The following is a 13,424-nucleotide window of genomic DNA, read 5'->3' as shown; positions in this document are numbered from 1 at the left end:
TCTAGTCGATCGAAACCCTTCCTCGCTGCTTACTTCGGTTAACTCTTTGATCTACAAGGAGTTTTCCGTTTCGTCTGCGCCGGAAGAGGTGCGAATTATAGAGAGATAAATCGGGCCGTCAACCGTTAATTTCATAAAACGGTCACACGGTAAGAATGCGCCTCTATAGAGAAGAAATGCAGCCGACATGAGCAATATATTGCTCAAATCCCCATTCTTCAGCATCATAGGCGTCGCTATTCCCTTATCCAGATGACCGTGGACGACTAGACCGTAATGACCGATCAACGCCGCAGCCTTGGCGCCACCCTGTTTCCCGTTGGCCTGCTACTGATAGCCATGGCCTCGATCCAGTCAGGTGCTTCACTGGCCAAGACCTTGTTCCCCCTGATCGGCGCCCAAGGGACAACGACCTTGCGACTAATCTGCGCCAGCGTGATGCTGCTGCTGATCCTGCGGCCCTGGCGCGCCCGACTCGATGCCAAGTCATTGCGCACGGTGGTGATCTATGGGATTGCACTGGGCGGCATGAACTTCCTCTTCTATATGTCGCTGCGGACCGTCCCACTGGGGATTGCCGTTGCGCTGGAATTCACCGGCCCGTTGGCGGTTGCACTGTTCGCCTCACGCAAGGCCAGTGACTTTGTCTGGCTGGCCCTGGCCGTCATTGGTTTATTACTGCTTATCCCTTTCGGTGACACCAGCGCCAATCTCGATCTGACTGGCGTCGCCTATGCCTTGGCCGCTGGGGTGTGCTGGGCGCTGTATATCCTGTTCGGGCAAAAGGCCGGTGCCGACAACGGCATCCAGACCGCAGCCCTGGGCGTTTTGATCGCCGCGATCTTTATCGCACCCATCGGCATCGTGCACGCCGGCACCGCCTTGCTGAACCCCGCGCTGATTCCCGCCGCATTGGGTGTGGCGGTCCTGTCGACCGCACTGCCCTACACCCTGGAGATGATGGCCCTTACCCGCCTGCCCGCGCGAACCTTCGGGACCTTGACCAGTATAGAGCCAGCGTTCGGCGCGCTGTCCGGCCTGGTGTTCCTGCATGAAAGCCTGACGCTGCTGCAATGGCTGGCCATTGGCTCGATCATCCTCGCATCGGCCGGCGCGACCCTGACCATGCACTCCACATCGCCGACGCCGGTGCCCGCCGATTGATGAAACTTTTGTTCATCGCTCAGATGTCTCTGGCATTTCTGGCGCGCTTGAGCGATGTTGAGCGCCGCATTCACGCAGCCACGTAAAATCAGCACTGAGTACTGGCAGGTATCAATCCGCCAGGTGAAGGAAGGAAATGAAGTACATCGTAATCGTCCTCGCACTGCTGGCAATCGCCGGTTGCGCGGCGACAGGCAGACATATCCATAAAAGCAAGCGTGGCGTCCACATCAACTGTTCAGGACTGACCTCCTCCTGGGACAAGTGCTATGAGATGGCCGCCAGCTCCTGTGATGCGGTGAAAGGCTACAAGATCGTCGCCAAATCCGGTGATGCCGTGGAAGATCCGGGCGACTACCCGTTTGGCCTGAACCCGGCCGGCTATACCAGCCGCAGCATGATCATCCTCTGCAAGTAATCGCCTGCGGCAGGGTCAGATCTCGACCACCAGCCGCCCAGTCGCCGTGCCGCTTGCCATCAACTCGTGGGCGGCCTGGGCTGTCTCCAACGTGAAGCGACGCTCGTCCATCAGTGGTTTCAGTTGCCCCGCTTCGATTAACTGCGCGGCCTCGCGCAGAATCTCGCCATGACGGGCGCAGCCTTTGCCGGTCAATAATGGCAACAAGGTAAACACTCCGGAGTAACTGGCCGCGCGGAACGACAGCGGCGCCAGGCTATGGGTGCCCCAGCCCAGGCAACTGACCACATGCCCACCATAAATGCGCGCGGCGACGAACGATGCATCGAGTGTTGCGCCGCCCACCGTATCGTAAACCACGTCAAAACCTTCACCGTCGGTATGTTCCGCCACATATTCCTGAACCGTATTCGCCCGGTAGTCGATGGCGGTCGCGCCAAAGCTTTCGATCAAGTCCAGACTTGCTGCTGAACCGGTGGCGAATACGTTGGCACCCAGCGCCTTGGCAATTTGCACCGCGACATGCCCGACCCCGCCAGCGCCGCCCTGAACCAACACGGTCTGCCCCGCCTTCACGCCAACACGATCGACCAGACCTTCCCAGGCAGTAATCAACACCAAAGGCAAACCTGCGGCTTCACGCATGCTCAGGTTGCGCGGCTTGATTGCCATCAAGTCAGCCTCGACCGCTGCAAACTGTGCCAATGAACCTTGTGCACCACCAATGCCCGTCGCCAGACCGTATACCTCATCGCCTACCTTGAGGTGGGTGACGCCCTCCCCCACTTGCTCAACCACGCCGGCCAGGTCCATGCCCAATACGGCAGGTAACGGTTGACGCGCATGACCGGCAGTACCTGCACGGATTTTACCGTCCAGTGGATTGACGCCGCTGGCCTTGATCCGCACCAGCACCTGGCCGGCGGCTGGCGTTGGCCTAGGCAATTCAACCAGGCGAAAAGGGGCGTTGGCAGTGTCTACGATCAATGCCTGCATGCTGTTTGAATCGATCATCGGGAGCCGTCTCCATATAAGGTCAGCCAAAGTGGCTGCATGGACTTGATTCTCTGCTGCCACACTCATGCCGATAAGACTCAATCCAGCTATAGTGAGCATTCCATCCAGGCATGAATTAACGATCCATGGATAAGTTGAACGCAATGGCCGTGTTTGTTCGGGTGATCGAGCGCGGTAGCTTTACCGCCGTTGCCCAAGAGCTGCAGACCACTCAACCGACGATCAGCAAGCTGATTCGCGCGCTAGAGCTAGAGCTTGGTGGCAAGCTGATTTCGCGCAGCACCCGACAACTGTCTCTGACGGACGAAGGGACACGGTACTACGAACAATGTCGGGACATTCTGGCTGCGGTGGATAACGCCGAGCACAGTTTTCAGTCAGGGCGCGAAAGCATTGCAGGGTTCCTCAGGGTGGGATCGTCGGTCAGTTTCGGACGTACGCAAATCGCATCTCGGCTGACGGACTTTCTGCAACGCTACCCCCACGTACACATCGACCTGCAGCTCAGCGATCAGAATCAGGACCTGGTCAGCGGAGGGCTCGACGTCACCTTTCGCATTGGTGAGGTCAACGACAGCGGGCTGATTGCTCGCCACGTCGGGATGACCCGGCGCATTACGGTCGCTGCCCCGGACTATCTGGCACGGCATGGCACGCCTGACACCCCCGAGGCCCTGAGCCAGCACAATTGCCTGCTGTTCAATTTACTGGCGACGCAGAATCAGTGGCGCTACGAGAAAGACCAGCAACCCTATTCGATACGCATAGAAGGCAACGCCCAGAGCAACAGCTCGGAGGCGATCCGCGAAATGGTGATCTCAGGTCTGGGAATTTCGTTGTCGCCCGACTGGCTGTTCAGCGATGACCTGCGGACGGGACGCGTGGTGGCCATTTTGCAGGACTACATCCCGCAACCCTTGCCGATCTATGCCTTGTCACCGGCGAACCGGCGACAATCAGCACGGGTGCGGGCGCTGGTCGATTACATGGCTGAAGCGCTGAAGGCCTGAGCCCTCAGCGCCTGCGACGCGATCAGATCGCTGCGGTTCGGGTACGCAGCCACTCCAGCGCCGCGTCTTGCACCAATGGGCTCAAACGCCGATTGACCTCGGCGTGATAGGCATTGAGCCAGTCGCGCTCTTCCTGTGTCAGCAACGACACTTCCAGGCAACGGGTATCGATCGGGCAGAGGGTCAGGGTTTCAAACTTGAGGAACTCGCCGAACTCGTTTTTCCCCGCCGCGCGGTTTAACACCAGGTTCTCGATCCGCACACCCCATTGCCCCGGACGATAGGTGCCCGGTTCGATCGAGGTGATCATCCCCGGTTGCATCGCGGTCTGCGGCAATGGCGGCGCCGAATAGGCGATAACTTGCGGGCCTTCATGCACATTGAGGAAATAGCCGACGCCATGTCCGGTGCCGTGTCCGTAGTCAACACCCTCGGCCCAGATCGGCGCACGCGCGATGGCATCCAGCAACGGCGAAGCAATACCGCGCGGAAAATGCGCCCGCGACAAGGCAATCACACCTTTCAGTACGCGGGTACAGTCACGTTTCTGCTCGGTGCTCGGCGTGCCGATCGGCACCATCCGGGTAATGTCGGTGGTGCCACCCAGGTACTGACCACCGGAGTCGATCAGCAACAGGCCGTCGCCCTCGATCTGCGCGTGCTCTTGTTCCGTGGCGCGATAGTGCGGCATCGCGCCGTTGCCGTTGAAACCGGCGATCGTGGCGAAGCTTGGCGAGACATAGCCCGGACGCTTGGCGCGCGCCTGGCCCAAATGATGATCGATGGCGATTTCGCTGACCGGCTCGCGACCCAATGCCGAATCCAGCCAGGCAAAAAACTCACAGAGTGCGGCACCGTCTTGCTCCATGGCCTGACGAATGTGCTGCGCATCGGCTTCACTTTTTTGCGACTTGAACAAGGTCGTCGGATTGAGCCCTTCCACCAGGACCACTTCGGCTTTGAGGTGATCCAGCAAACCGCAGGTCACCCGCGCCGGATCGACCAACAGACGCGCGTCCGCCGGAACTTCACGCAGGGCGGAGGCAATCTTGGTGTACTCGACCAGGGCGATGCCTTCGCTTTCCAGGGTCTGACGCAGATTGGCGTCCAGTTTTGCCGAATCAACGAACAGGCTGACATTCTTCGGGCCGATCAATGCGAAGGACACGAATACTGGGTTGTAGGAAACATCGGCGCCGCGCAGGTTGAACAGCCAGGCGATATCGTCCAGCGTCGCGATGAAATGCCAATCTGCGCCACGCTCCTGTAGGGCGTCGGACAGTTTCGCCAGCTTGTCGCCACGGCTGAGGGTCGCATACGGCGCCAGGTGTTCATAAATAGCACTGGTCGGCAGACTTGGTCGGTCTTGCCACACCGCGCTGAGCAGATCGAAGTCGGTACGCAAGCTGGCGCCACGCTCATAGAGTTTGGCCGCGAGGGTTCGTGCCGACGCCACGGCCAATACCGCGCCATCGACGGCAACCACACTCTCGGGCGCGGCCTTTTCCGCCAGCCAATCCAGCGCACCCGGTTTACCCGGCAGCATTTTCACCAACTCGATACCGGTACCGGCCAGCTCTTTAGTGGCCTGCTCCCAATAGCGACTGTCCGCCCATAGGCCGGCAAAGCTCTGGGTCACGATCAGCGTGCCGACCGACCCTTGAAAACCCGACAACCATTGCCGCCCCTGCCAATAGCCCGGCAAGTATTCCGACAGATGCGGGTCCGCCGACGGCACCAGGTAAGCGTCGATGCGCTCCTGGCTCATCAGGGTGCGCACCTGTGCCAAACGTTCTGTGACCACTCCATTGGTTTTCGACTGCGTACTCATTGCTTCTCCTGCTAAACCGGTAATTGGCGTTCAGGTTCGGATAATGGAGCAGCCCATCAGCCGGAGCAACTGCCGAGGCAACGCCTGCGCCACACCGAGCCTTGCTCCGGGCCCCATCCAAGTTAAACCAAGCGTTTATTTATTTAACCTCGACTGTGTTTCGGGAGAAACCCCTTCGACTGAAAAAAGCCCGGGAGAAAACACTCATTTGAGGGGCGTCATTTTAATGACTACACCGTGGTCGCCCCCCCTCGCGCCACCCTCTAACCAGTACGTGACGGTTCCTCGTTTTTTTATGTAACCGACGCGCCTAAAACCTGTCATTGCACCGTCGTGGTGCGCGTGATGTTTTTTTGACTCTTAACAAATTCAATGACTTACAAATGCTGCCGAACCACCCATCAAGATTTCAACAGTTAATTGACGAAATAATTTGACAGGAGGGACGCTGCCGTCGATATATAGTCTTGTCTGATGATTCGTTGCTAGTGCAGCGATGCCAAAGAGCATTGCGCGCGAATCGTCAAGCATAGCCGTTGTTGTTCTGCCTACATGACATTAGTTAGCGCCAAGGCGCATTTTTCAGTGCCTGTGGGAGCCCGTTGACTGATAGAAACACCGTTTTTTTTACTGAGCGGGCTCGGTAGGGCGGTAGCTTTGCCTGACGACCTACCCTGGACAGTTAAGCACGCTTAACAGGGTCGACGTTGGCTAGCGCTTTACCTGAACAATCGAATCACGCCTGGATCAACAGATACGAGCGGTTGCGTGCCCGGACACGCGGGCTGAGGTGGTTTTCGCCGTCCCTTTTCAGCCAATGTCACGCCCAATAAAGGCACCTGCGCCTAATAACACTCCGGTTACATATTTCCTATATAGGGCCTATCGCTATGTCCTTATCTTTTGACATTGATGCACAGCAGGTTAAGCAACTGGCTAACGATATTGATACCCAAGGTTTCGCCGTGCTCAAAGGTGCTTTCAGCGACACCGAGTTGCAACAGCTGCGCGCTTACACCGATCATCACGCGGACCTGCATCCTGGTGAGTACTTCGCCTACCACGGCGAGCAATCGTTGGCCGGCAGCCTGCTCTACAACGTCTGGGGCAACCCGAACTTCAAAACGTTAATGGCGGGCCTTTACCGTAATGCCGCCGGAGCGTGCTCACGCAGCGGCCAGATCTTACCGGTCCTGCGTTGTGTGCAAGGCCGTCAGGGGCAGCGTGAATCCAACTGTTTCCATTACGATGCCAGCCTGGTCACCGCACTGATCCCGATCTTTATCCCGCAGGAGGGTGAGGAACGCGGCGATCTGATTCTGTTTCCCAACCTGCGCAAAGTTCGACCCAGCGTCGTGCTGAATGTGATCGAAAAGGCCCTGCTGCAGAACCGCCTCAGCCGCAAGCTGGTCTGCCATGCGATCAATAAAGGCTGGCTCAAGCCGCAAACGCTGCTGTTGGAGCCCGGCAACATCTATTTCTTCTGGGGTTATCGCTCCCTGCATGCCAACCGCCCGGTCGGCCTGGAGCTGAAACGCGCCACGGCGCTGTTTCATTTCGGCGACCCACATACCGGCAGCCTCGCCGTGAAGTGGATTCTCAAGTTCAACCAGCGTCGGGCCCGCTTGGCCAGCCGCAAATCCAGCAACCCCAAACAAGAACCGACGCCCGGTTAGTCAGTCCGGCGCTTTACGCTCGGAATCAGCGCCTGCGATAGAACATGGAGGCTTCGATGATTAACGTGACCAAGACCTATCTCGGCGACGTCGAGAAGTTCAAAGCGTATGTAGACGGTATCTACGCCCGCGGCTGGCTGACCAACCATGGTCCGTTGGTCACCGAACTGGAAGCGCGGTTACAAGACTACCTGGGCGTCAAACACGTTCTGCTGACCAACAACGGCACCCTCGCCCTGCAAGTCGCCTACCGCGCGCTGGGCTTGACCGGCAGTGCCGTGACCACCCCGTTCAGCTTCGTCGCCACCAGCAGCTCCCTGCAATGGGAAGGTATTCGGCCGATTTTTGCTGACATCGATGCCCTTACCTGGAACATTTCCCCGGAACATATAGAAAGCCGGATCGTTTCCGACACCACGGCCATCGTCGGCACCCATGTGTTCGGCAACCCCTGTGCGGTGGAGCGGATCGAAGAAATTGCGCGCAAGCACCAACTCAAAGTGGTGTACGACGGTGCCCATGCGTTCGGCGTGCGTCATGCTGGCCAATCCATATTTCATTGGGGCGACCTCAGTACCTTGAGCTTCCATGCCACCAAACTGTTCCACACCATCGAAGGCGGCGCGATCGTCACCAACGATGATGAGTTGGCGCGCAGCGTCTACTTGCTGGGCAATTTCGGGATCGCCGACGTCGACAAGATCGTCGGGATTGGCATCAACGCCAAAATGAACGAGTTTTCTGCGGCCATGGGCCTGTGCATCCTCGACGACATCGAGAACATCTTCACCCAGCGTGAAGAAATCGCCGAACGCTATCGCACGCGCCTGGGCGACTACCTGGACCTGCAACAAGCTGAAGCCGACAGCCAACTCAACAACGCTTACTTCCCCATCGGCTTGACCGGCGAATCGCAGCTCTTGCGCGTGCGTGCCGCGCTCAACGACAACGGCATCAACCCGCGTCGTTATTTCTATCCCTCGCTGGACACCCTCGACTACCTGCAGCCACAAGCCGCACAAAGCACCTCCCGCAACCTGGCGTCTCGGGTACTGTGCCTGCCGATCTATCCGGGGCTGGCCCGCGAGGACCAAGACCGGGTCATCGATACCCTAATCATGGAATGCAGTCAGGGCCGGATCAGTTACAACGATCCGAATCTGGCGCAGGTTATCTGATCGCCATGCCGAGAAAACTCTCCGTCATCAGAAACACTGTCCTGAGCTATGTCGGACAAGCCTACGCGTTACTGGTGGGCATTCTGATCATGCCGTTTTACCTCGGTCATCTCGGGGCGGAGGCTTACGGCCTGATCGGTTTCTTTTCGGTGATGCAGGCCTGGCTGCAACTGCTTGATGCCGGGTTGTCGCCCAGCCTGGTACGCGCGGTGGCGCATCAGCAAGGCACCCAGGAGCGCAACGCCGGGCACTTGTTGCGCTCGTTCGAAATCCTGTTCCTGCCCATGGCCGTGTTCTGCAGCGGCGTGATCTATGTCGCCAGCCGGTGGATCGCCGAACAGTGGCTGAACGCCCAGACCCTGGACCCAAACACCCTGGTCAGTTGCATCGGCATGATGGGGGTGATTATCGCCCTGCGGTTGTACGCGACCCTGTACAAAAGCGGGATTCAAGGCCTGGAGCAACATGCCTGGCTGAATATCGCCAACGTAATCATTGCCACCCTGCGTTACTTCGGCGGCTGGTTACTGGTCAGCACGATTTCCAACGATCCTCGGCATTTCTTTGAGTTCCAGGTGCTGGTCGGGCTGTTGGAAATGTTGATTTTCGCCGTCCGGGCCTACCAACAGATACCAGCCCCGCATCTGTTCAGTGGTTTCAGTTGGGCGCTGGTCAAACCCATCGTGCCGTTTGCCGCCAGCATGTCGTTGACCGCCGTGCTGTGGATCGTCCTGACCCAGATGGACAAGGTGCTGTTGTCGAAGATGCTGATGCTCAAAGAGTACGGCTACTTCTCACTGGTGGCGTTGATCACCAACGGCATCCTGATGCTGGCTAACCCACTGGCGCAAACGCTGCTGCCGCGTCTGACGGTGTTGATGGCCGAAGGACGCACTCAGGACATGCACACACTGTTCCTGGCCGCCAACCGCTTCATCTGTACCTTTGTGTTTCCCCTGGCGGCAGTGATTGGCGTGCATGCCGAACCGCTGATCTACATCTGGACCGGCGATCACGCCGCCGCCCAATGGAGTCATTCCATCGTGCTCTGGTACGCCCTGGGCAGCGCAATCATGGCCGCCAGCGCGTTCCAGTTTTACCTGCAATACGCCCATGCGCGGCTGGAGTTGCACGTCTGGTACAGCGTGGTGTCGGCCATCGTCACCGTGCCGGTGATGGTTCTCGCCATCCACTATCAGGGTGCCTACGGTGCCGCCCTGGCCTGGTTCGGCTTGCGGCTGGTGTCCTTCATGATCTGGCCGGCGATCGTACACAACCGCCTGGCGCCGGGCATTCACAGTCTATGGCTACACGACCTGCTGCGAATCTGCTTGATGACCGCCCTTGGCATCGGGGTCAGTGAGCCGTTGTTTCGCATGTTTTCCGACGGCGACCGCCTCTCGATCTTCTTCGGCCTGGCGGTCAGCGGGCTGATCACCCTGGTCCTGGTGGCGGCGAGCTACAAACCGCTGGCCACGAAAATTTACTTCTTGTTCAGCAAACCGAGTACCTGAGCCATGGATGTCACTTCGCAAAACGCGACGCCTGAGCAGCCTTCACACGCGCCGCTGTTGAGCATCGTCTGCCCGACCTTCAATCAGGTGGGATTCATCACCCAGACCCTCGACAGTTTTCTCGCGCAAAAGACCCACTTTCCAATCGAAATCCTGATCAACGACGACTGCTCGACCGACGGCACCACGCAAATCGTCGAGCACTACGCCCAACGTTACCCTGGGATCATTCGGCCGTTTTATTACCCGGAGAACCAGTACTCCCAGGGCAAACTGTGCACGCCGGGGCTGTTCAAGCAAGCCCGCGGCAAGTACATCGCGTTCTGCGAAGGTGATGATTACTGGACCGACCCGCTGAAACTGCAGATCCAGGTGGACTTCCTCGAAAGCCATCCGGATTACGTGATCACCTATCACGACGCCATGGCCTTCGACAGCGAAGGCGAACGGGGCATTCAGCTCAAGGGCAAGCTGCGCGCAGACGCCACCTCACTTGAACTGCAAAAAACCCGGCCGATCTCGACCCTGACCACGGTTTTCCGCAACGTATTTCATGAATTACCGCCGGAATTGCTGCTCGCTCCGCTCAACGACCTATGCTGGTGGTCACTGCTCGGCGCACACGGTAAAGGCAAGTTCCTCGCCGAGATCAAGCCAGCCATGTACCGCGTCCATCCCGGAGGCATCTTTTCCATGCGCTCGCACAAACGGAAATTGCACATGAGCCTGCAGACCAACACCAGCCTGGCCAACTACTACAACCGTATCGGCAATGAAGCGCTGTACGAGCACTTCCTGGTCCAGGTCTTCGGCCTGTCGCTGTCTTCCGTCTCGCCCCTGCGCAAACTACAGGCGCTGCTGCTGGTGGCGCGCAACGTCAGCGTCAACCTGAGCAGGCGTCTGCTGCTATCGGTCAGCAAGGGCCATGTTCAATAACCTGTTGGTGATCTGCGTCGGCAACATCTGTCGCAGCCCGATGGCTGAGGCGATCTTTCGCCAGCGCCTGACGGCTTCGGATGTGCAGGTTTCCTCAGCCGGCATTCACGCCATGCTCGCCTCGCCAATGGACCCCCTGGCCCAAGAGGTGCTGAAGACGCATCAGATCGCGCCGTTGCGCCATCGCGCCCGTCAGGTAGAGCGCGGGATGCTGCACGAGGCTGAGCTGATTCTGCTGATGGAACACACGCAATTGCACAGCGTCCTCAACCTCGCACCGGAAGTGCGCGGCAAAACGTTTCTGATGGGTAAGTGGCAACACGAAATGGAAATCGCCGACCCCTATCGGCAGCCCAAGCTGGCCTTTGAACAAACCTACGAGCACCTGTCCCGTTGCGTAGATGACTGGCTACCTTATCTACAGTCAGGAGTTACACGATAAATGACCGTCATGAATCGACCTGCTTTGGATTACTACCAAGACACCCGGATTGATCTGACCACGATCTTGCGCACGCTGTTTGACCACAAAGGCCTGATTGCCTCGGTCGTCAGCCTGTTCTGCGTGGTGGGCGTAGCCTATGCCTTGCTGGCAACGCCGATCTTTCAGGCCAACGCGATGATCCAGATCGAACCCAAGAAGCTCGGCATCGAGGGCACGCCCGAGGTCACCAACAAACCGCTGTCGGTGTCCCAGGCCACCACCGAGATCGAACTGATCAAGTCCCGCGCGGTGCTGGGCAAAGTGGTCGACGACCTCAAGCTCAACATCATCCAGAAACCTGACTACTTCCCGGTGTTTGGCCCGTACATGGCGCGCACCTTCAAGCCGGATCGCGAAGGCGCACTGGCTGAGCCGGTGTTCGGCCTGCGCAGCTTTGCCTGGGGTGGCGAAAAGCTCAACGTTTTCCAGCTGGAAGTTCCCGAGGCCTTGCTGGGCGCCAAGATGACCCTGGTCGCCAACGGTGCCGAGACCTTCTCACTGTTCGACAAAGACGGTGTGTTGCTGCTCAAGGGCCAGACCAACCAGACCGTGGAAGGCAGCGGTCTGAAGATACAAGTGGCCACGCTCATTGCCCGTCCCGGCACCGAATTTACCCTGATCAAAGAACGCCAGTTGACCACCGCCCTGGACTACCAGGCACGTCTGACCATTACTGAAGCGGGCAAGGACTCGGGGATCATTTACCTGTCGATTCAGGATGCCAACCCGAAGCTGGCGAAAACCATCCTCGACGAAGTCAGCGGTCTTTATGTGCGTCAGAACGTCGAACGCAGCTCCGCCGAAGCCGCGCAGCGCCTGGAGTTCCTGCGCTCGCAATTGCCTTTGGTGCGCAAACAGCTTGAGCAGTCGGAACAAGCCCTGAACGCGTTTCAGTCCAGCGCCAAGTCGGTGGACCTGAGCATCGAAACCAAATCGGTGCTCGATCAGGTGGTCAATCTCGATTCGATGCTCTCCGAACTGAAACTCAAACGCGTCGACGTCGAACGCCTGTATACCCGTGAACACCCGACCTACCGGGCGTTGATCGCGCAGATGGACCAACTGGAGAACCAGAAACAAGGCCTGCTGAAAAAAATCCAGGCGTTGCCCGCCACCCAACAAGAACTGCTGCGCCTGACCCGTGACATGCAAGTCACCACGCAGACCTACACCCTGTTGCTGAACAAGAGCCAGGAGCAGGACATTCTGCGCGCTGGCAGCATCGGCAACGTGCGCATCATCGACAACGCCGACGCCAACGTCGAAGAGCCGGCCAAGCCGATGAAAAAACTGATCGTGATCCTGGCGACGCTGGTCGGCGGCCTGGTGGCGGTGATCATCGTGTTCCTGCGCCAGGCGTTCTATCGCGGCGTCGACAACCCGGAAATCATCGAAAACCTCGGCATGCCGGTCTACGCCTCGTTGCCCTACTCGCGCAAACAGGAGCGTCTGGACAAGCACAAGCTGGGGCGGTCGTCGAGCAAGGAGGCAAAACTGCTCAGCGTCTCCGAACCCATGGAGCTGGCGGTCGAGTCGTTGCGCAGCCTGCGCACCAGCCTGCATTTCGCCATGCTGGAATCGCGCAACAACGTGCTGATGATTTCCAGCCCCTCTCCGGGGGCCGGCAAGTCCTTCGTCTCCAGCAACCTGGCGGTGATCATTGCCCAGACCGGCAAGCGCGTGCTGCTGATCGATGCCGACATGCGCAAAGGTTATCTGCACAAGATTTTCGGCCTGCTGCCCAAACACGGTCTGTCTGACACCCTCGCGGCGCGCCTGACCAGCCCGGAAGTGATCAATACGACCTCGGTGTCGAACCTGGACCTGATTTCCTGCGGCTTTGCGGCGCCCAACCCGTCAGAGCTCTTGATGCACGACAACTTCAACAAACTGCTCAGCGACCTGTCGCCGCTGTATGACCTGGTGATCGTCGACACGCCACCGATCCTCGCGGTCACCGACGCCACCCTGGTCGGACGCCAGGCGGGCACCTGCCTGCTGGTGACACGCTTCGGCATGAGCACAGTAAAGGAAATCGAAGCCTGCAAGCGCCGCCTTGGACAAAACGGCGTGGTGATCAAAGGCGCCATTTTCAACGGCGTTCTGCGCAAGGCTTCAACGGCTGCCTACGACTGCGCCGCCTATGGATATGACTACAGTCCCGTTCGCAAATAAGGGCACGGATAACACCCCACT

Annotated in this window: 11 protein-coding genes; 9 read left to right on the top strand and 2 right to left on the bottom strand. The window is 58.6% G+C overall.

Annotated elements, in window-relative coordinates:
- The first annotated feature begins 276 nt into the window (after nucleotides 1–276).
- Nucleotides 277–1,164 (top strand): threonine/homoserine exporter RhtA, encoded by an 888-nt coding sequence (gene rhtA, locus ACF0H7_RS09185; protein ID WP_397452452.1) that lies wholly within the window; start codon nucleotides 277–279, stop codon nucleotides 1,162–1,164.
- Between the two features lie 136 nt (nucleotides 1,165–1,300).
- On the top strand, nucleotides 1,301–1,582 hold the full coding sequence (locus tag ACF0H7_RS09180) for a hypothetical protein (protein WP_397452451.1): 282 nt from the start codon (nucleotides 1,301–1,303) through the stop codon (nucleotides 1,580–1,582).
- A 15-nt stretch (nucleotides 1,583–1,597) separates the two neighbouring features.
- Here the strand turns inward: ACF0H7_RS09180 and ACF0H7_RS09175 are convergent, their stop codons facing one another.
- Nucleotides 1,598–2,596, bottom strand: coding sequence for a zinc-dependent alcohol dehydrogenase family protein (locus ACF0H7_RS09175; RefSeq protein WP_397452450.1), 999 nt, complete (start codon nucleotides 2,594–2,596; stop codon nucleotides 1,598–1,600).
- 128 nt (nucleotides 2,597–2,724) lie between these two features.
- Between ACF0H7_RS09175 and ACF0H7_RS09170 the strand changes: the two genes are divergently transcribed.
- Nucleotides 2,725–3,609 (top strand): LysR family transcriptional regulator, encoded by an 885-nt coding sequence (locus ACF0H7_RS09170; RefSeq protein WP_397452449.1) that lies wholly within the window; start codon nucleotides 2,725–2,727, stop codon nucleotides 3,607–3,609.
- A 22-nt stretch (nucleotides 3,610–3,631) separates the two neighbouring features.
- Here ACF0H7_RS09170 and ACF0H7_RS09165 read toward each other — a convergent pair whose 3' ends face one another.
- Nucleotides 3,632–5,440 (bottom strand): M24 family metallopeptidase, encoded by a 1,809-nt coding sequence (locus ACF0H7_RS09165; protein WP_397452448.1) that lies wholly within the window; start codon nucleotides 5,438–5,440, stop codon nucleotides 3,632–3,634.
- Between the two features lie 890 nt (nucleotides 5,441–6,330).
- Here ACF0H7_RS09165 and ACF0H7_RS09160 point away from each other — a divergent pair.
- Genes ACF0H7_RS09160 through ACF0H7_RS09135 form a run of 6 tightly spaced genes read left to right on the top strand, consistent with a single transcriptional unit; the run spans nucleotide 6,331 to nucleotide 13,403 of the window.
- The gene (locus ACF0H7_RS09160) at nucleotides 6,331–7,116 is read left to right on the top strand and encodes a hypothetical protein (RefSeq protein WP_397452447.1); all 786 of its coding nucleotides are present in this window, start codon (nucleotides 6,331–6,333) and stop codon (nucleotides 7,114–7,116) included.
- Nucleotides 7,117–7,172: 56 nt separating this feature from the next.
- The gene (locus ACF0H7_RS09155; RefSeq protein WP_397452446.1) at nucleotides 7,173–8,294 is read left to right on the top strand and encodes a DegT/DnrJ/EryC1/StrS family aminotransferase; all 1,122 of its coding nucleotides are present in this window, start codon (nucleotides 7,173–7,175) and stop codon (nucleotides 8,292–8,294) included.
- Between the two features lie 5 nt (nucleotides 8,295–8,299).
- Entirely contained in the window at nucleotides 8,300–9,808 is a 1,509-nt protein-coding gene (locus ACF0H7_RS09150) for a lipopolysaccharide biosynthesis protein (RefSeq protein ID WP_397452445.1), read from the top strand.
- A gap of 3 nt (nucleotides 9,809–9,811) precedes the next feature.
- Nucleotides 9,812–10,744 (top strand): glycosyltransferase family 2 protein, encoded by a 933-nt coding sequence (locus tag ACF0H7_RS09145; RefSeq protein ID WP_397452444.1) that lies wholly within the window; start codon nucleotides 9,812–9,814, stop codon nucleotides 10,742–10,744.
- The gene (locus ACF0H7_RS09140; protein WP_397452443.1) at nucleotides 10,734–11,186 is read left to right on the top strand and encodes a low molecular weight protein-tyrosine-phosphatase; all 453 of its coding nucleotides are present in this window, start codon (nucleotides 10,734–10,736) and stop codon (nucleotides 11,184–11,186) included. The genes ACF0H7_RS09145 and ACF0H7_RS09140 overlap by 11 nt, the downstream gene beginning before the upstream one ends.
- Nucleotides 11,187–13,403 (top strand): polysaccharide biosynthesis tyrosine autokinase, encoded by a 2,217-nt coding sequence (locus ACF0H7_RS09135; protein WP_397452442.1) that lies wholly within the window; start codon nucleotides 11,187–11,189, stop codon nucleotides 13,401–13,403. It begins immediately after the preceding gene.
- Nucleotides 13,404–13,424 lie beyond the last annotated feature (21 nt).

This window comes from Pseudomonas sp. NA-150 (assembly GCF_044336365.1).
Classification (GTDB): domain Bacteria; phylum Pseudomonadota; class Gammaproteobacteria; order Pseudomonadales; family Pseudomonadaceae; genus Aquipseudomonas.
This window is presented reverse-complemented; position numbering and strand designations above follow the sequence as displayed.